The organism is Flavobacterium sp. (genome assembly GCF_017744675.1).
Lineage (GTDB): Bacteria > Bacteroidota > Bacteroidia > Flavobacteriales > Flavobacteriaceae > Flavobacterium.
This window is the reverse complement of record NZ_JAGIAV010000007.1, coordinates 84,699-108,685: the sequence shown is the minus strand read 5'-3', so window position 1 is coordinate 108,685 and position 23,987 is coordinate 84,699. Positions and strand designations below refer to the sequence as shown.

11 protein-coding genes are annotated in these 23,987 nt (G+C 37.3%); all 11 read left to right on the top strand.

Annotation, left to right across the window (positions count from 1 at the left end; genetic code table 11):
• The first annotated feature begins 5 nt into the window (after nucleotides 1–5).
• The 11 genes from xyl3A (at nucleotide 6) to J7574_RS20730 (ending at nucleotide 23,981) form a co-directional block, all read left to right on the top strand.
• Entirely contained in the window at nucleotides 6–2,600 is a 2,595-nt protein-coding gene (xyl3A, locus tag J7574_RS20780) for a xylan 1,4-beta-xylosidase (RefSeq protein ID WP_290973366.1), read from the top strand.
• Nucleotides 2,601–2,621: 21 nt separating this feature from the next.
• Nucleotides 2,622–4,535, top strand: a complete 1,914-nt coding sequence (locus tag J7574_RS20775) for a glycoside hydrolase family 97 protein (protein ID WP_290973363.1) — start codon at nucleotides 2,622–2,624, stop codon at nucleotides 4,533–4,535.
• A 7-nt stretch (nucleotides 4,536–4,542) separates the two neighbouring features.
• Entirely contained in the window at nucleotides 4,543–7,155 is a 2,613-nt protein-coding gene (locus J7574_RS20770; protein WP_290973360.1) for a TIM-barrel domain-containing protein, read from the top strand.
• Nucleotides 7,156–7,183: 28 nt separating this feature from the next.
• Complete coding sequence (locus tag J7574_RS20765; RefSeq protein ID WP_290973357.1) at nucleotides 7,184–8,554, top strand: glycoside hydrolase family 43 protein; 1,371 nt, start codon at nucleotides 7,184–7,186, stop codon at nucleotides 8,552–8,554.
• Between the two features lie 59 nt (nucleotides 8,555–8,613).
• The gene (locus J7574_RS20760) at nucleotides 8,614–10,557 is read left to right on the top strand and encodes a glycoside hydrolase family 97 protein (protein ID WP_290973354.1); all 1,944 of its coding nucleotides are present in this window, start codon (nucleotides 8,614–8,616) and stop codon (nucleotides 10,555–10,557) included.
• 710 nt (nucleotides 10,558–11,267) lie between these two features.
• Nucleotides 11,268–14,468: a TonB-dependent receptor gene (locus tag J7574_RS20755; RefSeq protein WP_290973351.1), complete on the top strand. Its 3,201-nt coding sequence runs from the start codon at nucleotides 11,268–11,270 to the stop codon at nucleotides 14,466–14,468.
• Nucleotides 14,469–14,478: 10 nt separating this feature from the next.
• Nucleotides 14,479–16,368 carry a RagB/SusD family nutrient uptake outer membrane protein gene (locus tag J7574_RS20750; RefSeq protein WP_290973348.1) on the top strand — a complete coding sequence of 630 codons (1,890 nt, stop codon included), beginning with the start codon at nucleotides 14,479–14,481 and terminating at the stop codon, nucleotides 16,366–16,368.
• Nucleotides 16,369–16,408: 40 nt separating this feature from the next.
• The gene (locus J7574_RS20745; protein WP_290973345.1) at nucleotides 16,409–19,432 is read left to right on the top strand and encodes a SusC/RagA family TonB-linked outer membrane protein; all 3,024 of its coding nucleotides are present in this window, start codon (nucleotides 16,409–16,411) and stop codon (nucleotides 19,430–19,432) included.
• 27 nt (nucleotides 19,433–19,459) lie between these two features.
• Nucleotides 19,460–21,196, top strand: a complete 1,737-nt coding sequence (locus J7574_RS20740; protein WP_290973342.1) for a RagB/SusD family nutrient uptake outer membrane protein — start codon at nucleotides 19,460–19,462, stop codon at nucleotides 21,194–21,196.
• A 41-nt stretch (nucleotides 21,197–21,237) separates the two neighbouring features.
• Nucleotides 21,238–22,272: a DUF5627 domain-containing protein gene (locus tag J7574_RS20735; protein WP_290973339.1), complete on the top strand. Its 1,035-nt coding sequence runs from the start codon at nucleotides 21,238–21,240 to the stop codon at nucleotides 22,270–22,272.
• 32 nt (nucleotides 22,273–22,304) lie between these two features.
• Nucleotides 22,305–23,981, top strand: a complete 1,677-nt coding sequence (locus J7574_RS20730) for an endo-1,4-beta-xylanase (protein ID WP_290973336.1) — start codon at nucleotides 22,305–22,307, stop codon at nucleotides 23,979–23,981.
• Nucleotides 23,982–23,987 lie beyond the last annotated feature (6 nt).

Genomic DNA, 23,987 nt, shown 5'->3' with positions numbered 1-23,987 from the left:
AAACGATGAAGATAAGATATTGGTTTGTCATAAGTTTGTTTTCGGCAGTTAGCGCAAATGCACAGCTGCTGCCATATAAGAATCCTTCGTTAAGTTCTTCTGATCGCGCAAAAGATTTAATTTCAAGATTAACGCTGGAAGAAAAAGCAGCCTTAATGTGCGATCAGTCTGATGCTGTTCCGAGACTTGGCATTAAAAAATTTAATTGGTGGAGCGAAGCTTTACACGGTTATGCAAACAATGATAATGTGACTGTTTTTCCTGAACCTATCGGAATGGCGGCCTCATTTGATGACCAATTGTTATATCGCATTTTTGATGCGGTTTCTGATGAAGCAAGAGCCAAATACAACCAATGGATTAAAGACGGAAACGAAAATAAACGTTTTTTAAGCCTATCGGTATGGACGCCAAATGTCAATATTTTTAGAGATCCAAGATGGGGACGCGGACAGGAAACGTATGGTGAAGATCCTTATCTCACATCCAGAATGGGAGTGTCGGTTGTAAAAGGATTGCAAGGTCCTGCTGATGCCAAATACCGAAAACTTTTAGCGTGTGCGAAACATTTTGCCGTGCATTCTGGCCCTGAATGGAGCAGACACGAATTGAATTTGAATAATGTAAATCCGCGTGAATTGTACGAAACCTATCTGCCTGCGTTCAAAGCATTGGTGCAGGAAGCCGACGTGCGAGAAGTAATGTGTGCCTATCAGCGTCTGGACGATGAGCCTTGCTGCAGCAATACGCGATTATTACAGCGCATTCTTAGAGAAGAATGGGGATATAAATACATGGTCGTTTCAGACTGTGGCGCCGTAACCGATTTTTATACCACGCATAAAGTTTCGTCAGATGCGGTGCATGCCGCTTCTAAAGCCGTTTTGGCAGGAACAGATGTAGAATGTGTTTGGGAAAATTATCCTTTTAAAAATCTTCCCGAAGCTGTTGAAAAAGATTTGATTAGAGAAGCAGACATCAACAAAAGTTTGCAGCGCGTCTTAGAAGGCCGTTTTGAATTGGGAGAAATGGATGACGATGCCATAGTTCCATGGGCTCAGATACCGGCCTCAGTGCTTAATAGTAAAGAGCATCAGCAGCTGGCTTTAGAAATGGCGCAGAAATCAATGACATTGCTGCAAAACAAAAATAATATTCTTCCATTGTCCAAAACATCAAAAAAAATCGCAGTTATTGGACCCAATGCTGCCAATGAACCGATGTTATGGGGAAATTATAATGGAACACCAGTTAAAACAATTACAATCAAAGAAGGAATAGAATCCAAAACAGGACAGGATAAAATCTTTTATGATAAAGCCTGCGATCTGGTAGAAGATAAAGTCAACCAAAGCTATTTTGATCAGATTTCTTTTGAAGGCAAAAAAGGAATGAAAGCCACGTATTGGAACAATCCTAATAGAGAAGGAAATAGCGTTATTTCAACTCAGATTACCAATCCTATAAAAATGACAACAGCCGGGCAGCATGAGTTTGCTTCTGGAGTTAAATTGGAAGGCTTTTCTGCAAAATACGAAACGGAGTTTACCGCAAAAACAACAGATACGCTTGTTTTTAAAACCGGTGCAACAGGATTTTTTGAATTATGGGTTAACGGAAAATCTATTGCAAAATATACAAACTGGAGAACAGTTCCTGCCAATATTCCATTTCCGGTAGAAGCTGGAAAAACCTATAAAATTGAAATTGATTTTGCGCAGTCCAACAACTGGCAGGCGAATCTGGAGTTTGATTTTGGTAAAGAATTTGACATCAATTTTGCTTCTTTAATCGAAAAATTAAAAGGCATTGATACTGTGGTTTTTGTTGGAGGGCTTTCTACTTTGCTTGAAGGAGAAGAAATGCCGGTTTCTTATCCTGGTTTTAAAGGAGGAGATAGAACCAATATAGAATTGCCAGCTGTACAGAGAAAATGTTTAAATGCATTAAAAGAAGCAGGAAAAAAAGTAGTTTTTGTAAACTGTTCGGGTTCTGCAATTGCTTTAACGCCAGAAACATCAAGCTGCGATGCTATTTTGCAAGCATGGTATCCGGGAGAATCTGGAGGACAAGCCGTTGCCGATGTGCTTTTTGGAGATTATAATCCTGCTGGAAAATTGCCTGTTTCCTTCTACAAAAATTCAGAAATATTGGGCGATTTTGAAAACTATTCGATGAAAGGACGCACTTATAGATATACTACCGATGTATTATTTCCTTTTGGTTTTGGATTAAGCTATTCTAAGTTTATCGTGGGTACAGGAAAATTGAGCAAAAGCAAAATAAAAGCAGATGAAAACATTCAATTGCATATTCCGGTGCAGAATGCCAGTAAGCGTGACGGAACCGAGATTATTCAGGTATATGTTAAAAAAGCAAATGATGCTGACGGTCCTTTAAAAACATTAAAAGCTTTTCAGCGTGTTGCTGTAAAAGCAGGAAATAAGGAAAATGTTGTTATAGACTTGCCTGCTTCTTCATTTGAATTTTATGATGCAGCAACGATGGGACTGAAAGTAACTTCTGGCGAATATGAAGTGTATTATGGCACTAGTTCGGCAGCAAAAGACCTTAAAACCCTTAAAGTAGTTGTACAGTAAAAACTCGTAAAATATACCAATATGAAATCTAAAGTAAGTCTTGTTTTGTTTCTGTTTGCTATCGTTTGCTCTTATGGGCAAAAAGCCGTTTTAACTTCGCCCAATCAAAAAATAGCGGTAGCATTATTTGGCAGTCAGAATACTAATTCAGGAAATTGGCATTTGCAGGTTAAGTATGCCAATAAAGACAAACAGGACGAAATAATTCCGAAAATAGATTTAGGAATTGTACGAAGCGATCAGTCATTTTCCGGCAATTTAACACTTAAAAAGATTGGAAAGCCAGTTGTTATAAAAGAGCAATATACAGCTTTGCATGGCAAGAAATCGCAATGCTCTAATACGGCAAACGAATTGGTTTTTTATTTTGAAAACGAATCAAAAGCGCTCTTCAATGTAATTCTAAGAGTTTATAATGATGGAGTTGCGTTTCGTTACGAATTTCCAGAAAAAAAAGGGACTTACACCATTTCAGATGAATTAACCGCCTATTCTATTCCCGAAGGAACAGACCGATGGTTGGAGAAGTTTGATTTGTCTAATGAAGGTTTGTACAATAGCATGAATAATGCAGAAGTGCAGCAGGACTGGTGTTATCCCGCATTGTTTAAGTCAAAAAATAATAGTTGGTATCTTATTCATGAAGCCGATTTAGACAGAAATTATGCAGCCTCAAAACTAAGCAATACCAAAAATAAAGATCAGTATAAAGTCACGCTTCCCGGAACAGAAGAAGGCGTAGGAGAGCCTTTTGCTACAATAACATTGCCTTGGAAATCTCCATGGAGAGTTATCATTCTAGGAGAACTTAAAGATATTGTCCAATCTACTTTGGTCGATGATGTCTCAAAACCGTCTGTTTTAACGAATACCGATTGGATACAGCCAGGAGTAGCATCATGGAATTATTGGTCGAATAACCACGGAACAAAAGATTTTAAAACCGTAACCCAATTTGCCGACTTGGCGGTTGCCATGAATTGGCCGTATACACTTTTGGATTGGGAGTGGGATCAGATGGAAAATGGAGGCAATTTAGAAGATGCCATAAAATATATTCATTCAAAAGGAATCAAACCTTTAATGTGGTACAACTCAGGCAAGTTTAAATGGATTACATCAACGCCTGTAGACCGAATGCTGACACACGAAAACCGCATCAAAGAATTCGAAAGGTTAAATAAATTGGGTGTTTACGGCATAAAAGTAGATTTCTTTTTGAGCGAAAAACAAGAAATTATAAATTATTACTTAGACATTTTAGAAGACGCGGCCAAGTATAAAATTATGGTTTATTTTCACGGATGCTTGGTTCCGCGAGGCTGGCAGAGAACCTATCCGCATCTTATGACTTACGAAGCTGTGCGTGGAGCCGAATGGTATAATAATGGGCCAGAATTAACCGCAACGGCAGCAGAACACAACAATACACTGGCTTTTACCCGCAATGTCGTAGGATCGATGGATTATACTCCTGTAACTTTTACCAACTCTCAATTTCCGCATATCACGTCTTACGGGCATGAGCTGGCGCTAAGTGTGGTTTTCGAATCAGGGATACAACATATGGCAGACCGACCAGAAGGCTATTACGAGTTGCCAGATGCGGCCAAAACATTTTTAAAGAATGTGCCCGCTGCTTGGGATGATACGATACTGCTTGACGGATATCCAGGAAAATATACTGTGATTGCCAGAAGAAAAGGAGCAAATTGGTTTATTGGGGGCATTAATTCTGGGAGAAAAGAAAAAATCCAGAATCTAAAATTTGATTTTTTACCAGAAGGGCAAACTTACAAGCTTACCCTTATTGCAGATGGAAATCATGATAAAGCTTTTTCTGTGCAGTATTTGCTGGTAGATAAAACAAGTTCTGTTGAGGTTAAAATGTTAAACCAAGGTGGTTTTGCAGCAACGCTAGTAGTAAATAAGTAATTCGGATATGTTTGTCAAACTTAAATTTATAGCGCCATTTTTTCTGATATTTTTATTTGGTTTTAAAAGTATAGATAAAAGTTACATTCTAGAACACGACCGTCTTTTGATTCCTGTAAAAGAAGGAATGCTGCATATTATTCCGCTAACAGATAATTCGGTTAGAATTCAGCTGCATGCCGAAAAGGCAAAAGAGCAGGAAGAATTGATTCTAGTAGAAAAACTTGCTGTCCCTGAATTTAAAGTAATAGAAAACAGTAAAGAAATCCAGTTAAAAACCAAGAGTCTAACCGTTCTATTTGATAAAGAAAAACAAAGCTTAAAGTTTAAAGATCAAAAGGGAGAACTATTTTTAAGTGAAAGAGCGGCAGGCAGGAAAATGGCTTTAAACCATAATGATAAATATAAATCTTTTACCGTCGAACAGCGCTTTGATTCGCCAGAAAACGAATTTCTTTTTGGTTTAGGCCAGTTTCAGGACGGACATTACAATCTTAAAAACGTTACTCGAAAATTAACGCAGGTCAATACTCAGATTGCCATTCCTTTTCTGTACTCGAATAAAGGATACGGAATTTTATGGCACCAATACGGCTTAACAGAATTTAATCCAAATGATAGTTTTATCCCGCTTTCAAAAGAGATTAAATCTTCTGAAAAAGAGAAAGAACAAGAAGTAACCACAACTTCTGGAACTCAGAAAGTATTGCAGAGAGAAGTGCTTTACAAAGGGAATTTTAATGTAGAAAAGAAAGGCCAATATTCTATTATGCTGGATTTAGGAGATATGGATAGCAAGCATTTGGTTATAATTGACGACAAAAAAATAATGGATCAGTCCAATTTATGGCTTCCACCTACTGTTAGCGCGCTAGTAGATTTAGAGGCGGGAGAACATCAGGTTCAAATAATCTGCAATATAGCCAATACGCCAAAACTGTCTTTTAGAAAAACAGATAATTCAACTACTTTTCGATCAACTTCTGCTCAGTCTTTAGATTATGTGGTTTTTAAAGGCAAAAATGCAGATGAGGTGATTAGCACCTACAGAACCATTTCGGGCAAATCGCCTATGCTTCCGTTATGGGCATATGGCTTTTGGCAGTGCCGAGAGAGATATACTTCTAGTGAGCATTTGATCAGTACCATAAAAGAATTTAGAAAAAGAAAACTGCCTGTAGATGTTATAGTGCAAGATTGGCAATATTGGGGAGATAATGGCTGGGGTGTGCCTCAGTTTGATGAAAAAAATTATCCAAATCCGTCAGGTTTTATAAAAGAATTACATGATTTAAAGGCTCATTTTATGGTTTCTATCTGGTCAAATCCAGATAAGAATGCCGCGATAGGAAAACAATTTGATGAAAATGGATTGTACATTCCTAATACCAAATGGCTGGATTACTTTAACCCTGAAACCCAAAAAAAGTATTGGAATGTCTTAAATGATAATTTATTTTCGAAAGGAGTAGACAGCTGGTGGATGGATGCCACAGAACCTGAAAATGATGCGCTTGCTGGCACGACGGTATATAAGGGACCAGGAGATTTTTATCGTCTTACTTATCCGTTGTTTGTGAGTCAGTCGGTTTATGAAGGCCAGCGAAACACAAATCCAGAAAAACGAGTTACCATTTTAACCCGTTCGGCATTTGCGGGACAGCACCGATACGGAACCATAAATTGGTCTGGAGATATTGGCGGGAATTGGGATAGTTTTAAAAGACAGATTGTTTCTGGAATGAATTTTACCTTGACGGGAATGCCTTACTGGACAACCGATATTGGCGGTTTTTTCAGACCTGGTGGCGGACAATATACCGATGAAAATTTCCATGAATTATTAACCAGATGGTTTCAATGGGGCGCTTTCAGTACCATATTCCGAATTCATGGCTATCAGACTGAAACGGAGCCTTGGAAATATGGGGGTAAGGTTGAAGAGAATATGAGAAAAATGCTAAATCTGCGTTACACTTTAATCCCTTATATCTACTCTGAAACCTCAAAAATAAAAGAAGGTTCCACTTTTATGCGACCTCTTGTAATGGATTTTCAAAACGACGTAAATGCGGTAAATCAGCCGTACGAATATATGTTTGGAAGTTCGATATTGGTAGCGCCAGTAACAGAAGCAGGAATTAAAAAATGGGGAACTTACCTTCCAAAAGGTTCAAGTTGGATAGACTTTTGGACTGGAAATAGTTTTAATGGAGGTCAAAAAATAGAAACAAATACCGAGATTGATAAAATTCCATTGTTCATAAAAGCAGGTTCAATTCTTCCGATTGGTCCAGAAATGCAATATACAGCAGAGAAAAAATGGGATGATCTTGAAATAAGAATCTACGAAGGGGCAGACGATCAATTTACTCTTTATGAAGATGAAGGAGACAATTACAATTATGAAAACGGAAAGTATGCCACTATAGCATTTAAGTGGAATGATGTAAAGAAAACCCTAACCATTGGCAAGCAGAAAGGTTCGTTTCCAGAGATGATAAAACAACGAAAGTTTAAGGTTGTAAAAATATCTTCAGCACACTTAAAATCAGACACAATCAATAAGCAGGAAAAAATAATTCTTTACGACGGAAATTCAGTTGTAGTGAAATTGTAAAAAAGAAAGAAAAGTATAAATAACTACTATGTCATATAAAATAAATTTAAAGCAAATAAGATTTTTAGCAGCATTGATAATTCCTGTATTGGGTTTTGGACAAAACCCTATTGTACAGACAAGTTATACCGCCGATCCGGCTCCAATGGTGTACAATAACAAACTGTATTTATACACTTCGCATGATGAAGACAATTCTACGTGGTTTACCATGAACGATTGGAAATTGTATACGACAGAAGATATGGTAAATTGGACAGACCATGGGGCAGTATTATCATATAAAGATTTCAGCTGGGCGAAAATGAATGCTTGGGCAATTCAATGTATTGAAAGAAAAGGCAAGTTTTATTTGTATGCGCCAATTACAGACAATCAAGGTAAAAACGGAATTGGGGTAGCCGTTTCAGACAGTCCGTACGGGCCATTTATAGATCCGCTAGGAAAGCCATTGGTGCAAAACAGCAACGCCGATATTGATCCAACGGTTTTTATAGACGATGATGGACAAGCGTATTTATTATGGGGCAATCCTGTTTGCCATTATGTGAAATTAAATGAAGACATGATTTCGTATAATGATGAGGTACAGGTATTTCCAAATACGGTAGAAGCATTTGGAAAACGCACAGGAAAAGAAGATCCACGCAGACCTACGACTTACGAAGAAGGGCCATGGCTTTATAAAAGAAATAAATCGTATTATCTGTTTTTTGCCGCAGGGCCTATTTCTGAACATATCGGTTATTCGACAAGTAAAAGTCCGCTTGGGCCATGGAAATATCAGGGTGTTGTAATGCCAACACAAGGAGAGAGTTTTACCAATCATCCTGGAGTAGTAGATTTTAAAGGAAAAACCTATTTCTTTTACCATAATGGCGCATTGCCAGGAGGCAGCGGTTTTACGAGATCTGTAGCTGTAGAAGAGCTTCAGTTTAATTCTGATGGAAAAGTTAAAGAGCTGAATATGACCGAAGGCATCAAAAAAGGAATCGGTACGCTGAATCCTTATGTTAAATCAGAAGCAGAAACTATAGCTTGGTCAAAAGACGTAAAATCAATGCAGAACAAAGAAGTAGGCGTATTTATAACGGCTATGAAAAATAATGCCTACACAAAAGTGCGCGATGTTGATTTTCGCGAATCGGGTGCTTCAAAATTTACTGCACGTGTAGGTACCACACACAACGGAAATGTATCTATGGAAATAAGATTGGATAGCCTTGATGGAGAATTAGTAGGAACCGTAAAAGTTCCGATGACGGGAGGAGATGACAGATGGGCTTTGGTAACGGCAGACATCAAAAAAGTTTCAGGAGTACATGATCTCTTTTTTATATTCAAAGGAAAAGCTGCTGAAAAAATCATGTACTTTGATTATTGGATGTTTTCGAAATAATCATTTAAAAGCAGTATTTTGCAAAAAAAAATTCTAGCCATTAACCAAAAATAAGTTTTATGAATTTTAAAAGTTTAATTTTTTTATGTTTAGTCAGTTTCTTTAAGCTAAACGCCCAATCTATAGTAAAAAGCCCCGACGGGAAAATTGCTGTATCGGTCTCTGTAAATAACGGAAAGGCTGAGTATAATGTAATTTACAATGATAAAACATTCATCGAGAAATCTCCTCTTGGTTTAAAAACAAATGTTGGAGATTTTAGTTCCGGATTGACTTTAGAAACAAACGTTAGCCAAAATAAAATCGAAGAATCCTATCAGTTGCGCAACATAAAAAAAAGCAATGTTAAGTATACTGCTAATGAAGCCGTTTTTTCGTTTACCAAAGATGGCAAATCTGCTTTTGATGTCATATTTAGAGTAAGCAATAATAATCTGGGATTTAAATATAAGCTATACCCGCAGAAAGAAACTCTTTCTTGTGTCGTTCAGGAAGAAGTTTCAGGTTTTTTACTGCCTAAAGGAACCACTACTTTTTTATGTCCGCAAAGTAATCCAATGACAGGATATGCCCGAACAGCTCCTAGTTATGAAACCTCCTACACTCTTGATGATGCTATTGGAAAAAATGGATGGGGAAATGGCTATACGTTTCCATGTTTGTTTAAAGTAAACAATAGCGGATGGGTTTTAATTTCTGAAACAGGCGTCGACAGCGGCTATTGTGCAAGCCGATTAATAGGACATGAGAACGGATTATATACCATCGGATTTCCGATGGTTGGCGAAAATAACGGAAACGGAACCACTTCTCCAGGAATTCCGCTTGCGGGAGAAACGCCATGGCGAACTATTACCATTGGAGAAACATTGGCGCCAATTGTTGAAACTACTATTCCATTCGATTTGGTTAAACCAAAATATCAAGCTTCTAAAGAATATCAATATACAAAAGGAACTTGGAGCTGGATTATGAAAATGGATGGCAATACCACTTTCCCAGTACAAAAGCAGTATATCGATTTTAGTGCTGCAATGGGTTATGAAACCATTTTAATTGATGCACTTTGGGATACCCAGATTGGTCGTGATAAAATAGCAGAACTAGCAGCATACGGCGCACAAAAAGGAGTAGGACTTTATTTATGGTACAATTCAAACGGATATTGGAATGATGCTCCGCAAGGACCGAGAGGAATAATGGATAATTCAGGCATGCGACGCAAAGAAATGGCATGGATGAAAAGTATCGGGGTAAAAGGAATTAAAGTCGATTTTTTTGGTGGAGACAAGCAGGTTACCATGAAATTATACGAAGATATTTTAACAGATGCGAATGATTTTGGAATACTAGTTATTTTTCACGGCTGCACACTGCCTAGAGGCTGGGAGCGTATGTATCCAAATTATGCATCTAGCGAAGCAGTTCTGGCAAGCGAAAATCTGCATTTTGGACAGCAAAGCTGTGATAACGAAGCAATAAGTGCGGCAACGCATACTTTTATTAGAAACGTGGTAGGAAGCATGGATTTTGGAGGAAGCGCTTTGAATAAATTCTATAACAGCGATAATATTCCGAATAAAGGTTCAAAAAGAATGACCTCTGATGTGTATGCATTGGCAACTTCTGTACTTTTTCAAAGCGGAGTACAGCATTTTGCTTTAGCGCCAAACAATCTATCAGATGCTCCCGATTGGGCTATAAAATTTATGAAAGAAGTGCCAACCGTATGGGATGAGGTTCGATTTTTAGAAGGCTACCCAGGAAAATATGTAATACTAGCCAGAAGGAAAGGTGCAAAATGGTACATTGCCGGAATTAATGCTGCAAATACAGTATTAAAAACAAAACTAAAATTAGATATGCTTGATTCTGGTGTGCCAGTAAATTATTATATAGACGATGAACAGCTAAACGGAAAAGTAAGCACATTGAAAATAAATAAAAACAAAGAAGTTGAAATAAAAATACCTAAAAATGGAGGGGTATTACTAACCAATTAAAATGATTTTCATACTTGAGATTTAATTGAATCTTTACTAAAAACCAGCTTACATTTTAAGCTGGTTTTTTTATATCTCTAAGCGTCTACCAAAGCCAAAAGTTTACTCCTATTACGAAAGAGTACAATCGGTTGTTTTTTTGGCAATATTTATTTTTTATAAAACCTTAAAAAGCATTATTCTAGAGTTTTACAGTAATTAAAACACTCTTTTTGTAATAATACACTGATATTATGAGAGGGGTTTTGTTATTAAGTGTAAAATACACAATTATTAATGAATTTGAGATTAAATTGAAAACCTACTATCGTTTCGAATCAAAAAGCTCTTAAAATTAAATAATCACTAAAATATTAAGATAAAAAATATTTATTGTGTTTTTATTTGTGTATTTTTTTTAATAATTATCAATAAATTTTCAAACAATCGGTTGTGTAATTCGTTTTTTTATATATTTTTGTTAACATAAAATTCACATTCATTTCTCAGATAAACCAAAGATTTCATTAATCAAGTAATGGAGTCAGCTGAACTATAAAAAACTTACTAACCAACCTTAAACCACAAAATAATGACTCACAATTCGACATGAAGCAATGATAATTATAAGCAGTTATTTATTGTTCCACAGGATACGTCTTTCCTTGTTTATGCTGCTTATCAATTAGAGAAGAGATAAATAAAATAATTAGTTCAAACATTTAATTAATATGAGAATAAAATTACGTGGAATTTTTAATGGCTTGAAGTATCTGCCTTTAGGAGTTTTGTTTCAGTTTTTGTTTACAGGTGCATTACAGGCCGCTGAGAAATCAGAACCTATGGAAAAAGCAATATTCCAGACTAATCAAGAAATTATAATAACAGGACGCGTAACCTCTGCCAACGATCATCTAGGGATTCCAGGGGTAAATGTTGCCGTAAAAAATGTGCCACATGCAGTTGCTGTTACAGACATAGATGGTAAATATGTTATAAAAGTGCCATCCTCTCAATCTGTTTTGGTTTTTACAAGTGTAGGGTTTAAAGCCTTGGAGATAGCCGTAGAAGGTAAGTCTGAAATTAATGCGGTAATGAACCAAGATCAGACAGATTTGGGGGAAGTAATTGTTGTAGGATACGGAAAACAGAAAAAAGCTAGTTTGGTGGCTTCGATTGCACAAGTTTCAGGTAAAACACTGGAGCGTTCGGCGGGAGTTAACAGTATTGGTGCGGCCTTAACGGGTAACGTGCCTGGATTAATTACTTCTGCGAGTACGGGGATGCCCGGAGAAGAAGATCCTCAGCTTTTCATTCGTGGAGCCAGTACCTGGAACAATGCGCAGCCGCTTATTTTGGTCGATGGGGTAGAAAGATCCATGAATAGTGTTGAAATCACTTCTGTAGAGTCGGTTTCGGTTTTGAAAGATGCTTCTGCTACCGCAGTTTATGGAGTAAGAGGAGCCAATGGTGTAATTCTTATTACAACCAAACGCGGCCGCTCTGGCGCTGCACTAATTAGAGCTACAGTAAATACTACGGTAAAAGTACCTTCAGAACTGCCTGCCAAATTGGATGCTTACGATGCACTTATGGTGAAAAACAGAGCAATTGAATACGAATTGGCATTGAGTCCTGCAAGCTGGAACGATTATCTTCCGCAGGCGATAATTAATAAATATAGATTTCCGGCCAATACGGATGAAGCAGAACGTTATCCGAATGTTGACTGGCAAAAAACACTATTTAAAGATTATGCAATGTCTTATAATGCAAGTTTAAACGTAAGTGGCGGTACTAAATACGTAAAGTATTTCGCCAGTGCCGATTTTATTAGCGAAGGGGATCTTTTTAAAAAGTATAATAATAATAGAGGGTATGACGCTGGATACGGTTACAATCGTTTAAATGTGAGAAGTAATTTAGATTTTCAGATTACGCCAAGTACTGTTTTTAAAGTGGGACTTGCCGGTTCTCATGGTGTTAAGAAAAGCCCTTGGGGAGCGTCAGGAAGTGAGTATCCAATGTGGGATGCGGCTTATTCAACAGCCCCAGATGTGTTTTTGCCTTATTATTCTGATGGTTCTTGGGGGTATTACGCTCCAAATCAGGGAAAAGCTTCAAACTCTGTGCTGAATTTAGCGATAAGCGGCGTGCAATATGTAACCAACACGAAGTTGAATACCGATTTTACGCTAGAGCAAAACTTAGATATGATAACTAAAGGGCTTAGTTTTAAAGGAATGATTGCCCTTGATAATACTTTCGTAGAAAACAACAGAGGGGTAAACGATTTATACAATGATGTTCAGCAGAAATGGATAGATCCAAACACTGGATTGGTGCTGTATAAAAACAGTTTTGACTTTAATAACAGATTTGATTTTCAGGAAGGGATAAAATGGTCGCCTAGTGCTGGAAGCGTAAATAATGGCGCTTCAGCCCGAAATCTTTTCTACCAGCTGCAATTAAATTATCATAAAAAAATTGCTGAAAAGCATGATATAGGTGTTTTGGGACTTTTTAACCGATACCAGACTGCAACAGGAAGCGAGATTCCGCATTTTAGAGAAGACTGGGTTTTTCGTACCACTTATAACTACGCAGATAAATATTTCATAGAGTATAACGGAGCTTACAATGGATCGGAAAAATTTAATAAAGAAAACCGTTTTGCTTTTTTCTCTTCTGGAGGGGTAAGCTGGATTATTACCAAAGAAAATTTCATGAAGGGTACCCAGTCATTTCTTGATTTATTAAAATTACGTGCTACATACGGTGAAATTGGTGATGATAACGTTAACGGAAGATGGCTGTATATGTCACAGTGGGCATATGGCGGAAATGCACTGCTAGGTACGACAGGAGAAACGGCAGAATCAAGTCCGTATACTTGGTACAAAGAGGCGTCTGTAGGAAATCCTGATGTGCATTGGGAGGTAGCGAAAAAAAGCGATATTGGACTTGACTTTGGTTTCTTCAAAGGTCTGGTTTCGGGAACTTTTGATTGGTATAGCGAAGACCGAAGAGACATTTTATTGGACGGTCTTAGAAGAGCAATACCTTCTTATTATGGTGCAGTTGCTCCAGTTGCCAACCTTGGGCAGGTTCAAAACAGAGGTTTTGAGTTGGAGCTTAAATTTAATTATACTTTCGGAAGTGGCTTAAATCTTTGGTTGAATACCAGTATGACACATGCCAAAAACAAAATCATAAGTGCTGATAATCCTGAATTGCTGCCGGATTATCAAAAAGGAGAAGGAAAAGCGATTGGGCAGAGTTATTCGTATGTAAGCAATGGCTACTACAATACATGGGATGAATTGTATGCCAGTACAATCCATAGTACAAATGATGGACAAAAGCTTCCAGGTAATTACAATATTCTGGACTTTAACGCAGATGGTGTTATTGATGCTAAAGATAATATTCCGTTTGGATATTCTGGAACACCGCAAAATACTTATAACACCACTTTTGGTGTAAACTGGAAAGGCTTTAGCGCATTTGTACAGTTTTATGGGGTGAGCAACGTTACCAGACAGGTAGTTTTAACCAGTTTATCTGAGCAGAACCATGTGGTTTACGATCAAGGTTCTTTCTGGTCATCAGATAATACAAATGCCGATTCGCCAATGCCACGCTGGCTGTCAACTGCAAGCGGTTTTAATAATGGAAACAGATACATGTACGATGCCTCATACCTGCGTTTAAAGAACGCTGAGATCGCCTACACATTTGACGGAAAATCAAAATGGATAAAATCTGCAGGTCTGCAAAGCATTCGAATATATGTCAACGGAAACAACTTGTATCTATGGTCAAAAATGCCTGATGATAGAGAGTCAAATTTTGCAGGAACGGGATGGGCATCACAAGGAGCATATCCAACTGTAAAGCGATTTAATCTGGGAGCCAATATTATGTTTTAAACTGAGAATTATGAAAAAATATATAAACACTATAGTAAAGTACAGCATTGTTTTAAGTACGCTTTTAATTGCGGGATCATGCAGTGATTATCTTGAAAAATCGGCTGATTCTGATATTTCTTCTGAAGAGGCATTCAAAAATTTTGAAAATTTTCAAGGTTTCACAGAAGAATTATACCAATGCATTCCTGATTTTACCAATGCATACTGGACAAATTCATGGAACTGGGGAGAAGACGAAATTCAATCTACGGCTCGTGATTTTCATTTTGTGTGCAAAATAGACAAAGGAGATTTCTGGGGATGGCAAGCTGAATTTGACGGATGGCAGGCAGGCTGGATGAACAGAAGAAATGTAAGTACAAACAACGATCGTTTTGCTAAAGATTTATGGACATTAGGCTGGGCAGGAATTCGCAAAGCGAATATAGGTCTTGCTAATATTGATAAAATGACGGAGTATACCGAAGAGGAAAAGAAAATGATAAAAGGGCAGCTTTTGTTTTTCAGAGGATGGTTTCACTTCGAGTTCATGCAATATTTTGGGGGACTTCCTTATATCGATCAAGTACTTCCGAGTGATCAGCCATTAAAATTGCCAAGACTTACGTATCAGGAATGTGCAGACAAAGCAGCAAGCGATTTTAGAGAAGCGGCAGATTTGCTGCCAGTAAATTGGGATGATACCAATGTTGGAAAGAGAACATTAGGAAAGAATGAGTTGCGTATTAATAAAATAATGGCTCTTGGGTATTTAGGAAAAAATTACCTATGGGCAGGAAGTCCGTTAATGAATAAGGTATCTAAAGGGAATCCAGGTTATGATGCCGAATATTGTAAAAAAGCGGCAAAAGCTTTTGCTGAACTTCTTACCATTACAGAAAGCGGTGCTTCTCAATATAAACTAGTTCCGTTCAACAAATACAGTGATAATTTTTATACAACAGGCGGTAACTGGAGAATGCCCGGTTCTACAGAAGCTATTTTTAGAGGACCTTATTATGGAGCAAACGGATCTAACTGGGGAACTTCAAAACAATACCAGCCAGCTCCTCAAATTTGTGACGGTGATGTGAAATTTTTGCCAACAGCAAATTATGTTGATAATTACGGAATGGCAAACGGAATGCCAATTAAAGATATTACCAAAGCAGATCCAGAATCAGGATATGACCCGCAATATCCTTGGAAAGGAAGAGATCCGCGTTTTTATAATGATATCGTATTTGATGGTGTAAAATGTGTTACAGGATCGATGCCTGCCAACGAAGAGCAAAACAGATATGCCAATCTTTATACAGACGGAAGTTATAGAAACATCAGTTCAGGAAGCAGAACAGGATATTTGCTTTATAAATTCATTCCAAGAACAGCCAATAAGTTTGATGATGGGTTTGGGTATGGCAACAACCTTAATATTCACCTTCCGTGGATGCGTCTTTCAGATATCTATATTATGTATGCAGAAGCTGCTGCAGTAGGATATGGAGGTGCAGCAGGAAAAGATCCTCAATTCTCAAAAACAGCTGTTGATGCCATAAATGTGATCCGCGACAGAGCAGGCGTTGGTCATGTTGCAGCCGCATTTACTACTGATTTAAATACATTTATGGGAGAGGTAAGACGTGAACGTGCAGTTGAATTAAGCTTTGAAGGACATCGTTTTAATGACTTGCGCCGCTGGATGCTTTTAATTGAAAGCCCATACACTTTGAAAAAATCAATTGAATTTGATAGAGCTGGTCCGCTAGATGTCAATAATCCGAGCCAGAATAAAGTGCTTAATCTTCGTGAGGTGGTAATACTGGAGCGAAAATTTTCTGAAAAACATTATTGGCTGCCATTAAAAAATGCAGACGTGAATATGTACATGGAATTTTTACAAAATCCAGGATGGTAGTTCATAGACTATTTTAATAAACTAAAAAAAATATAGAATAATGAAATTTATACAGCTTAAAATAGTGCTATGTTTTGCAGTATTAACTTTGTTACCTGCTAAGATCCTTGCACAAAATAATCAAAAAATAAACTTAACAGGGATTATAACCGGAGCAGAGGGCAAGCCTATTGAAAATGCAACACTAGCAAGTACTCAAGATAATGTTTCGGTAACAACAGATGCCACAGGAAGTTATTCGATTACAGTAACGCCAGATGCAGATTTAGTAGTGCAGGCACAAGGATATCAATCACTTACTATTAAGGCTTCTGCGGGAATAGACGATTTAAGTCTTAGCCGTATTGCATCAGATCAGGTACAGATTGCTTTCAAAAAAGAAGACGCCGAGAATTTGATGGGAGGTGTTTCTTATATAAATGTGCCTCAAATAATCGAAAAAAATTATACCACCTATAGTCTTGACGGAATTCAGGCTCTTGTTGGAGGATTTAATGGTAGTTTATGGGGTATGGGAGCATACTTAGTATTAGTAGACGGAGTTCCAAGAGAAGCTAATTCGGTACTAACTACAGAAATAGATCAGATTACGTTATTAAAAGGAGCATCTGCTGCAGCGCTTTATGGGAGCCGAGCGGCTAAAGGAGTAATTTACATTACAACCAAAAAAGGAAAAATTCAAAAACAGCAAATTACATCAAGACTAGACAATGGGGTTTTTATTCCAAAGAGTCTGCCTAAATATCTTGGATCTGCAGAATACATGCAGTATTACAATCAGGCAAGAGTTAATGATGGTTTAGATCCTTTATATTCAGACGAAACGATCTATAATTTTGCTTCAGGAAAAAATCCGTACCGATATCCAAATGTTAACTATTATGCGCCAGAATACATAAAGAAATTTTATTTTAACTACGATGCCAATGTCGAAATAACTGGCGGTAATAAAGTAGCCAAGTATTTTACAAATGTTAATTTTCTTTCGCAGCAAGACCCTTTGCAAGACTTTGGTGAAGCGGCTAATAATAATAGGAATAGATTTAACATTAGAGGTAATGTAGATCTTACGATTAATGATAGAATTTCTGCGACAATTGGTGCTAATGCTATTTATTCTAACACAAGAGGCGTAAATACTGATTACTGGCAAAGTGCCTCAACATTAAGACCGCATTTATTCAGCCCTTTATTGCCAATTAGTATGATTGAGCCAGGTGATAAGGCAACACTAGCTCTTGCTAACAGCAGTAATTATATTATAGACAATCAATATCTGTTAGGAGGAACTCAGCTTAACCCGACCAATCCGTTTGCAACCATTTATGCAGGAGGATATAATACTTTTACAAGCCGTCAGTTTCAATTTAACACAGGTGTTGATATAAAGTTGGGAGACTTGTTGGATGGCCTTTCATTTCATACCGATTTTGCAGTAGACTATGCAACTTCATACATTCAGTCGTACAATAACAGTTATGCAACCTATGAAGCGACTTGGAATACGTATGCAGGATTTGATCAGATAAGTTCTTTAACGAAATACGGAAAAGATGCAAAATCAGGCGTTCAAAACATAAGCAATAGTGCCTTTGCTCAAACCGTCGCTTTTTCTGGGCAATTTGATTATGTGAAAAAAATAAAAGAACAGCACAATGTATCGGCGATGCTTATTGCTTCAGGATTTCAACAGTCACAATCGGCAGTTTATCATAAAACCAGTAATGCCAATTTAGGATTAAACGTAGCTTATAATTTTGATCAAAAGTATTTTGCAGAATTCAATGGTGCCTATGTTCACTCTGCTAAATTTGCTGAAGGAAACCGCGGCGCATTTTCTCCAACAATGTCTATTGGATGGAGATTATCGCAGGAATCGTTCATGAAAAACATTGACGAGATCGATAATCTTAAATTGTCAGTATCAGGCGGAGTTTTAAATACAGATCTTGACGTAAACGGCTATTATTTGTATCAAAGTATTTATACCCAGACTGATGGAGCTTGGTTTAGCTGGAGAGATGGCGCATTGAACAGAAGCACCGACTCAAGAAGAGGTGAAAACTTAGATCTTGGTTTTGCAAAAAGAAAAGAAATAAGCGTTGCTTTGGAAGGTTCATTCTTCAAGAAATTAATCACACTGAATGGTAATTTTTTCGTTAATAAAATGGAAGGAAACATTATTCAAGCGGCAAGTTTATATCCAAATTATTACACTACAAGCTGGCCAAACACTTCGTTTATTCCTTATATAAATTACAATGATGACAAACGCACAGGTTTTGATTTTGATTTAAGATTGAATAAAAAGGTTGGAACTGTAGATTTGGCACTTGGATTTACAGGAACTTATGTAAATACAGAAGCTTCTAAGCGTGCAGAACTTTATGAGAATTCATATCAAAATAGACAAGGCAAGCCTTTGGATGCTTTATGGGGACTTAAAAGCGATGGCTTCTTTAGAGACGTAAATGATATTCAAAACTCGCCTTCGCAGACTTTTGGACAAGTTAAACCAGGAGACATCAAATACAAAGACCAGAATGGCGATGGTATAATTGATGTGAAAGATGAGGTTTATTTGGGTAAAGCAGGATGGAACGGAGCTCCGTTTACTTATGGAGTTAATTTTACGGCTAAGTGGAACAACTTTACATTCTTTACAATAGTTACAGGCCAGACTGGTGCTTACGGAATGAAAAACAACTCGTACTACTGGATAGATGGAGAAGATAAATATTCTATAAAAGTTCGCGATAGCTGGACAGAAGAAACAAAAGACACTGCTACGTTCCCTAGATTAACATCCTTAAATAGCGATAATAATTACCGCTCATCAGATTTCTGGATTTATAGCACCAATAGAATCGATCTTTCTAAAGTTCAGATCACTTACGATTTTCCAAAAAAAGCGCTGGATCAAACTTTCTTTAATGGTTTAAGTGTTTATGCGCTAGGAGCCAATCTTGCGACCATAGCAAAAGAAAGAGAATATATGGAATTGAACATTGGCAGTGCTCCGCAAACCAGATATTTCAATCTAGGTCTTAAAGCATTATTTTAAATTTTAGAAACACTTAATTTAATTAGTATGAAAATAAAACTATTAACTTTTATATCGATTGTGTTTGTTTTTTGCAGCTGCGATGACTTGATAGAGCCTGCGATAGAAAATAACAGGGGATTGAAAGATATGTATGCTGAAGCAGAATATGCTCAGGGTATTCTTTTAAATGCCTATACCAGATTGCCTGGAAATTCTTGGTCTTTTAATGATGTTGCTACAGATGATGCTGTTACCAACGACATCAATAGCAACTACCTAAAAGTAGCAACAGGACAATGGACGGCCAATTTTAACCCGTTAGATCAATGGACAAATTCAAAAAGTGCCATTCAGTATCTGAATATATTTCTTGCAGAAGCAGATAAAGTAAAATGGGCAAAGGATGATAATGTTAGCGTATTGTTCAGAAACCGTTTAAAAGGGGAGGCTTACGGACTGCGTGCACTTTATATGTATTACTTATTGCAGGCTCATGCAGGAGTTGCAACAAACGGAGAGTTATTGGGTGTTCCAGTTTTGCTAGAGCCTCAAACTTCAACTTCAAATTTCAATGTGGCCAGAAGTTCATTTGAAGATTGTATGAAACAATTGTATGCCGATGTTGCAAAAGCGGTAGAACTGCTTCCTTTAGATTTTGAAGATGCTGCGACTCTGCCTCCTGGATATGATAATCTAGCCGATTATAATCGTGTCTTTGGACAATATGCTAGACAAAGAATGTCTTCTAGAATTGCACAAGTGGTAAGAGCTCAAGCGGCTTTATTGGCTGCAAGTCCAGCGTTTAGCTCTGGAAGTACGACTACGTGGGAAAATGCGGCTAAATATGCTGGAGATTTGCTAAACCTTAATGGCGGAATTACAGGAATTGATCCAAACGGATTGAATTGGTTTAATAATGCAGCTGAATTGAGCAGTTTAGGCGGAGGGGTAAATCCTAAAGAAGTAATCTGGAGATCGGATATTGCAGAAAGCAACACTTTAGAAAGTGATAATTTTCCGCCAACACTTTTTGGAAAAGGACGTGTAAATCCAACTCAAAATTTAGTTGATGCTTTTCCTATGGCAAATGGATATCCTATTACAGATCCAGCCAGTAATTACAATGCTGCTAATCCGTATGCCAATCGCGATCCGCGTTTGCAAAAATTTATTTTAGTAAATCAAGCTACTGCGGGGGTAAACAATACCGTAATAACAACAGCAAGTGACGGAAGTACAAATGACGCGCTAAACAAAGTGGGAACATCAACAAGAACAGGTTATTATTTGAAAAAATTATTGCGTCAGGATGTTAACTTGAATCCAAATGCAGTCAATAATCAAAGACATTACAAACCTCGTATGAGATATACTGAGCTGTATTTAATTTATGCTGAAGCGGCAAATGAAGCTTGGGGACCTTTGGCTACTGGTTCTGCAGGATTTTCGGCCTACGATGTAATTCAAGCCCTAAGAAAAAGAGCAGGAATAAGCCAGCCTGATTTGTATTTGGAATCTATTAAATCAGATCAGTCTGCCATGCGCAATTTAATTAGAAATGAACGCCGATTAGAATTATGTTTTGAAGGTTTTAGATTTTGGGATCTGCGTAGATGGAATCTAAGCTTAAATAGTGCAGCAGAAGGAATGAAGATTCAAGGAGGCGCTTATCAAAAAATTACAGTAGAAAATAGACTTTTTCAAGAGCACATGAAATACGGGCCAATTCCATATTCTGAGGTTCTTAAGTTTAACGCTCTAATTCAGAACAAAGGTTGGTAGGATTGCATTCTATCTAATGTCTATTATTAAATTATAGAAAAATGAAAAACAAGATATTTTTAATGGCCGCTGTTCTTTTTATTTTATTGACAGCATGCACTAACGAGGAGCAAAATTTTGATAATTACGAGTATTCAGCAGTTTATTTTGCCTATCAGTTTCCTGTTAGAACCATAACTTTAGGAGAAGACATATTTGACACTTCGCTAGATAATGAGCATAAGTGCAAAATAATGGGAACTTTGGGTGGAGTTTATAAAAATGATAACGACGTGACAATTGACGTTTCGGTTGCCAATTCTCTAACATCAAATCTTTTATTTAATAACGGAGGCGATCAGATTGTTGCTATGCCAGCTAATTACTACACGCTTTTAAGCAATAAAATCGTTATTCCGAAAGGACAGATTTCTGGCGGAGTCGAAGTGCAGCTGACAGATGCTTTCTTTGCAGATCCTCTAGCAATAAAAAAGACATATGTTATTCCGCTTCAAATGACCAAAGTTGTCAATGCAGATTCTATTCTATCTGGAAAAGCACTTGCTGCAAATCCATTAAGAGCAATAGCTTCTGACTGGAGCGTAGCACCAAAAGATTTTGTGTTTTATGCCATTAAATATGTAAATCCGTGGGATGGGTTCTATTTAAGAAGAGGTAAAGATACTTTTGTTGGAAATAACGGAAATACGGCCCTTAATAGAGTAGTAACCCGTCATAATCAATATGTTGAAAAAGATCAGGTTAATAGAATCAATACTTTGGGCATGAAAACTATAGATTTTCCGATTACGATTAAAGACAATGCAGGAGCCAATATCAATTTTAATCTAGTGCTCACATTTGATGATAATAATAATTGTACCATTTCTGGAAATAATAATGCTCAGTTTACAGCATCTGGCACAGGTAAATTTGTAAAAAAAGGAGAAAAAAACAGTTGGGGAAGCAAAGATCGCGATGCACTTTATTTAGATTATAAAGTCAATTTTCAAGATTTTAATCTAGCGACCCAAGATACATTAGTACTTCGTGATCGAGGCGTAACTGCAGAATTGTTTACGCCAGTTGCCAAATAATTGAAATTATTAAACGTATAAATTTAAACGATATGAATAAATTATATAAAATGGCATTACTGTTCTGCATTGCTGCAGCAGTCTGGTCCTGTGCAAATGATAGTGTTTTAAATTTTGAATATGATAAACCGGAGTCCATTGCCAATCAGGAAAAAATAGATGCTTATAAAGATTTAAAAACTTATGTTGACAGATCTAGTAATCCAGATTTTAAATTGGGTGCCGGAATATCATTGTCGGAGTATGTTTCAGGCGGAGTTGTGAAAAGGCTTGTCGATCGAAATTTTGATGAAATCACCATGGGATACGAAATGAAACATGGGGCGGTAGTTAAAAATGATGGCACGTTTGACTTTTCTGGAATTGAAAAACTGCTTGCCGCGAGTCAGCAATCTGGAGTTACAGTATTTGGACATACATTATGCTGGCATGCCAATCAAAACGCAACCTATTTAAAGAGCCTTATTGCTCCTGTGATCATTCCGTCAACAGGCGGGCCAAGTTGGGATCTCGTAACAGGGAACGATTTTGAAACCGACAATGCTTCTAATTATCAAGTAAATTCAAATATAACAGCATCCTTTACAGCAGCTGGCGAAGGCGCAAATGGAGCTGGCAGAGCACTTAAATTAACCAATGCCGCAGTTCGCGCAAACGACTGGGAGGCACAGCTGTTTATTAAATTTTCTCCAGCAGTTCAAGCAGGTGAAAAATACCAGCTGTCTATGGATGTTCGCTCCGATGTAAATGCGTCGTATTCTACGCAGGCGCATGTAACTCCTGGAGCATACAAGCACTGGGACTTTTTCGGTACGATTTCTTCTACGCCGACTTGGACAACCTACACAAAAGAGATTACCGTTTCTGCAGAGCAGGCAACTTGTGGAGCAATTGCTTTCAATCTTGGAAAAACGGCTACAAATTATTATTTTGATAACATTACATTAAAAAAGTACAATCCAACAGGAGGAAGCACAATCATTGAGAAAACTCCAGAACAAAAGAAAAATATCATTAATGAAAGTCTAGAAAAATGGATCTCAGAAATGGTAAAAAAATGTGCTCCTTCAGTAAAAGCTTGGGATGTGGTAAATGAGCCAATGGACGATGGTAAACCTTATGAGTTAAAAACAGGTGTTGGCAAAACTTTGGCCGCTGACGAGTTTTTCTGGCAAGATTATTTAGGAAAAGATTATGCTGTAGAGGCGTTTAGAGTGGCGAGAAAATATGGTAATCCGACCGATAAATTATTTGTAAACGATTATAATCTTGAGTATAATCTGGATAAATGCAAAGGACTTATTAAATATGTCGAATATATTGAAAGCAAAGGACAAAAAGTAGATGGTATTGCCACGCAGATGCATATTAGCATTAATTCGAATAAAGAGAATATTGCCACAATGTTTCAATTATTGGCAGCGACAGGCAAACTTATTAAAGTATCGGAGCTGGATATAGCAGTAGGAACTGGAGACGTAACGGAGAGTATGCTTCAAAAACAAGCTGAAATGTACAAATATGTTGTAGATATGTACTCAAAATACATTCCTACCAAACAAAGATATGGCATTACCGTTTGGGGAATTACAGATAGCAAAAAAGATTCTTCTTGGCTTCCTGGCGAAAAGCAAGCTTTATGGGATATTCAGTTTACCCGTAAGCCAGCCTACACAGGATTTGCAGATGGATTAAATGGAATGAAATAAATATAT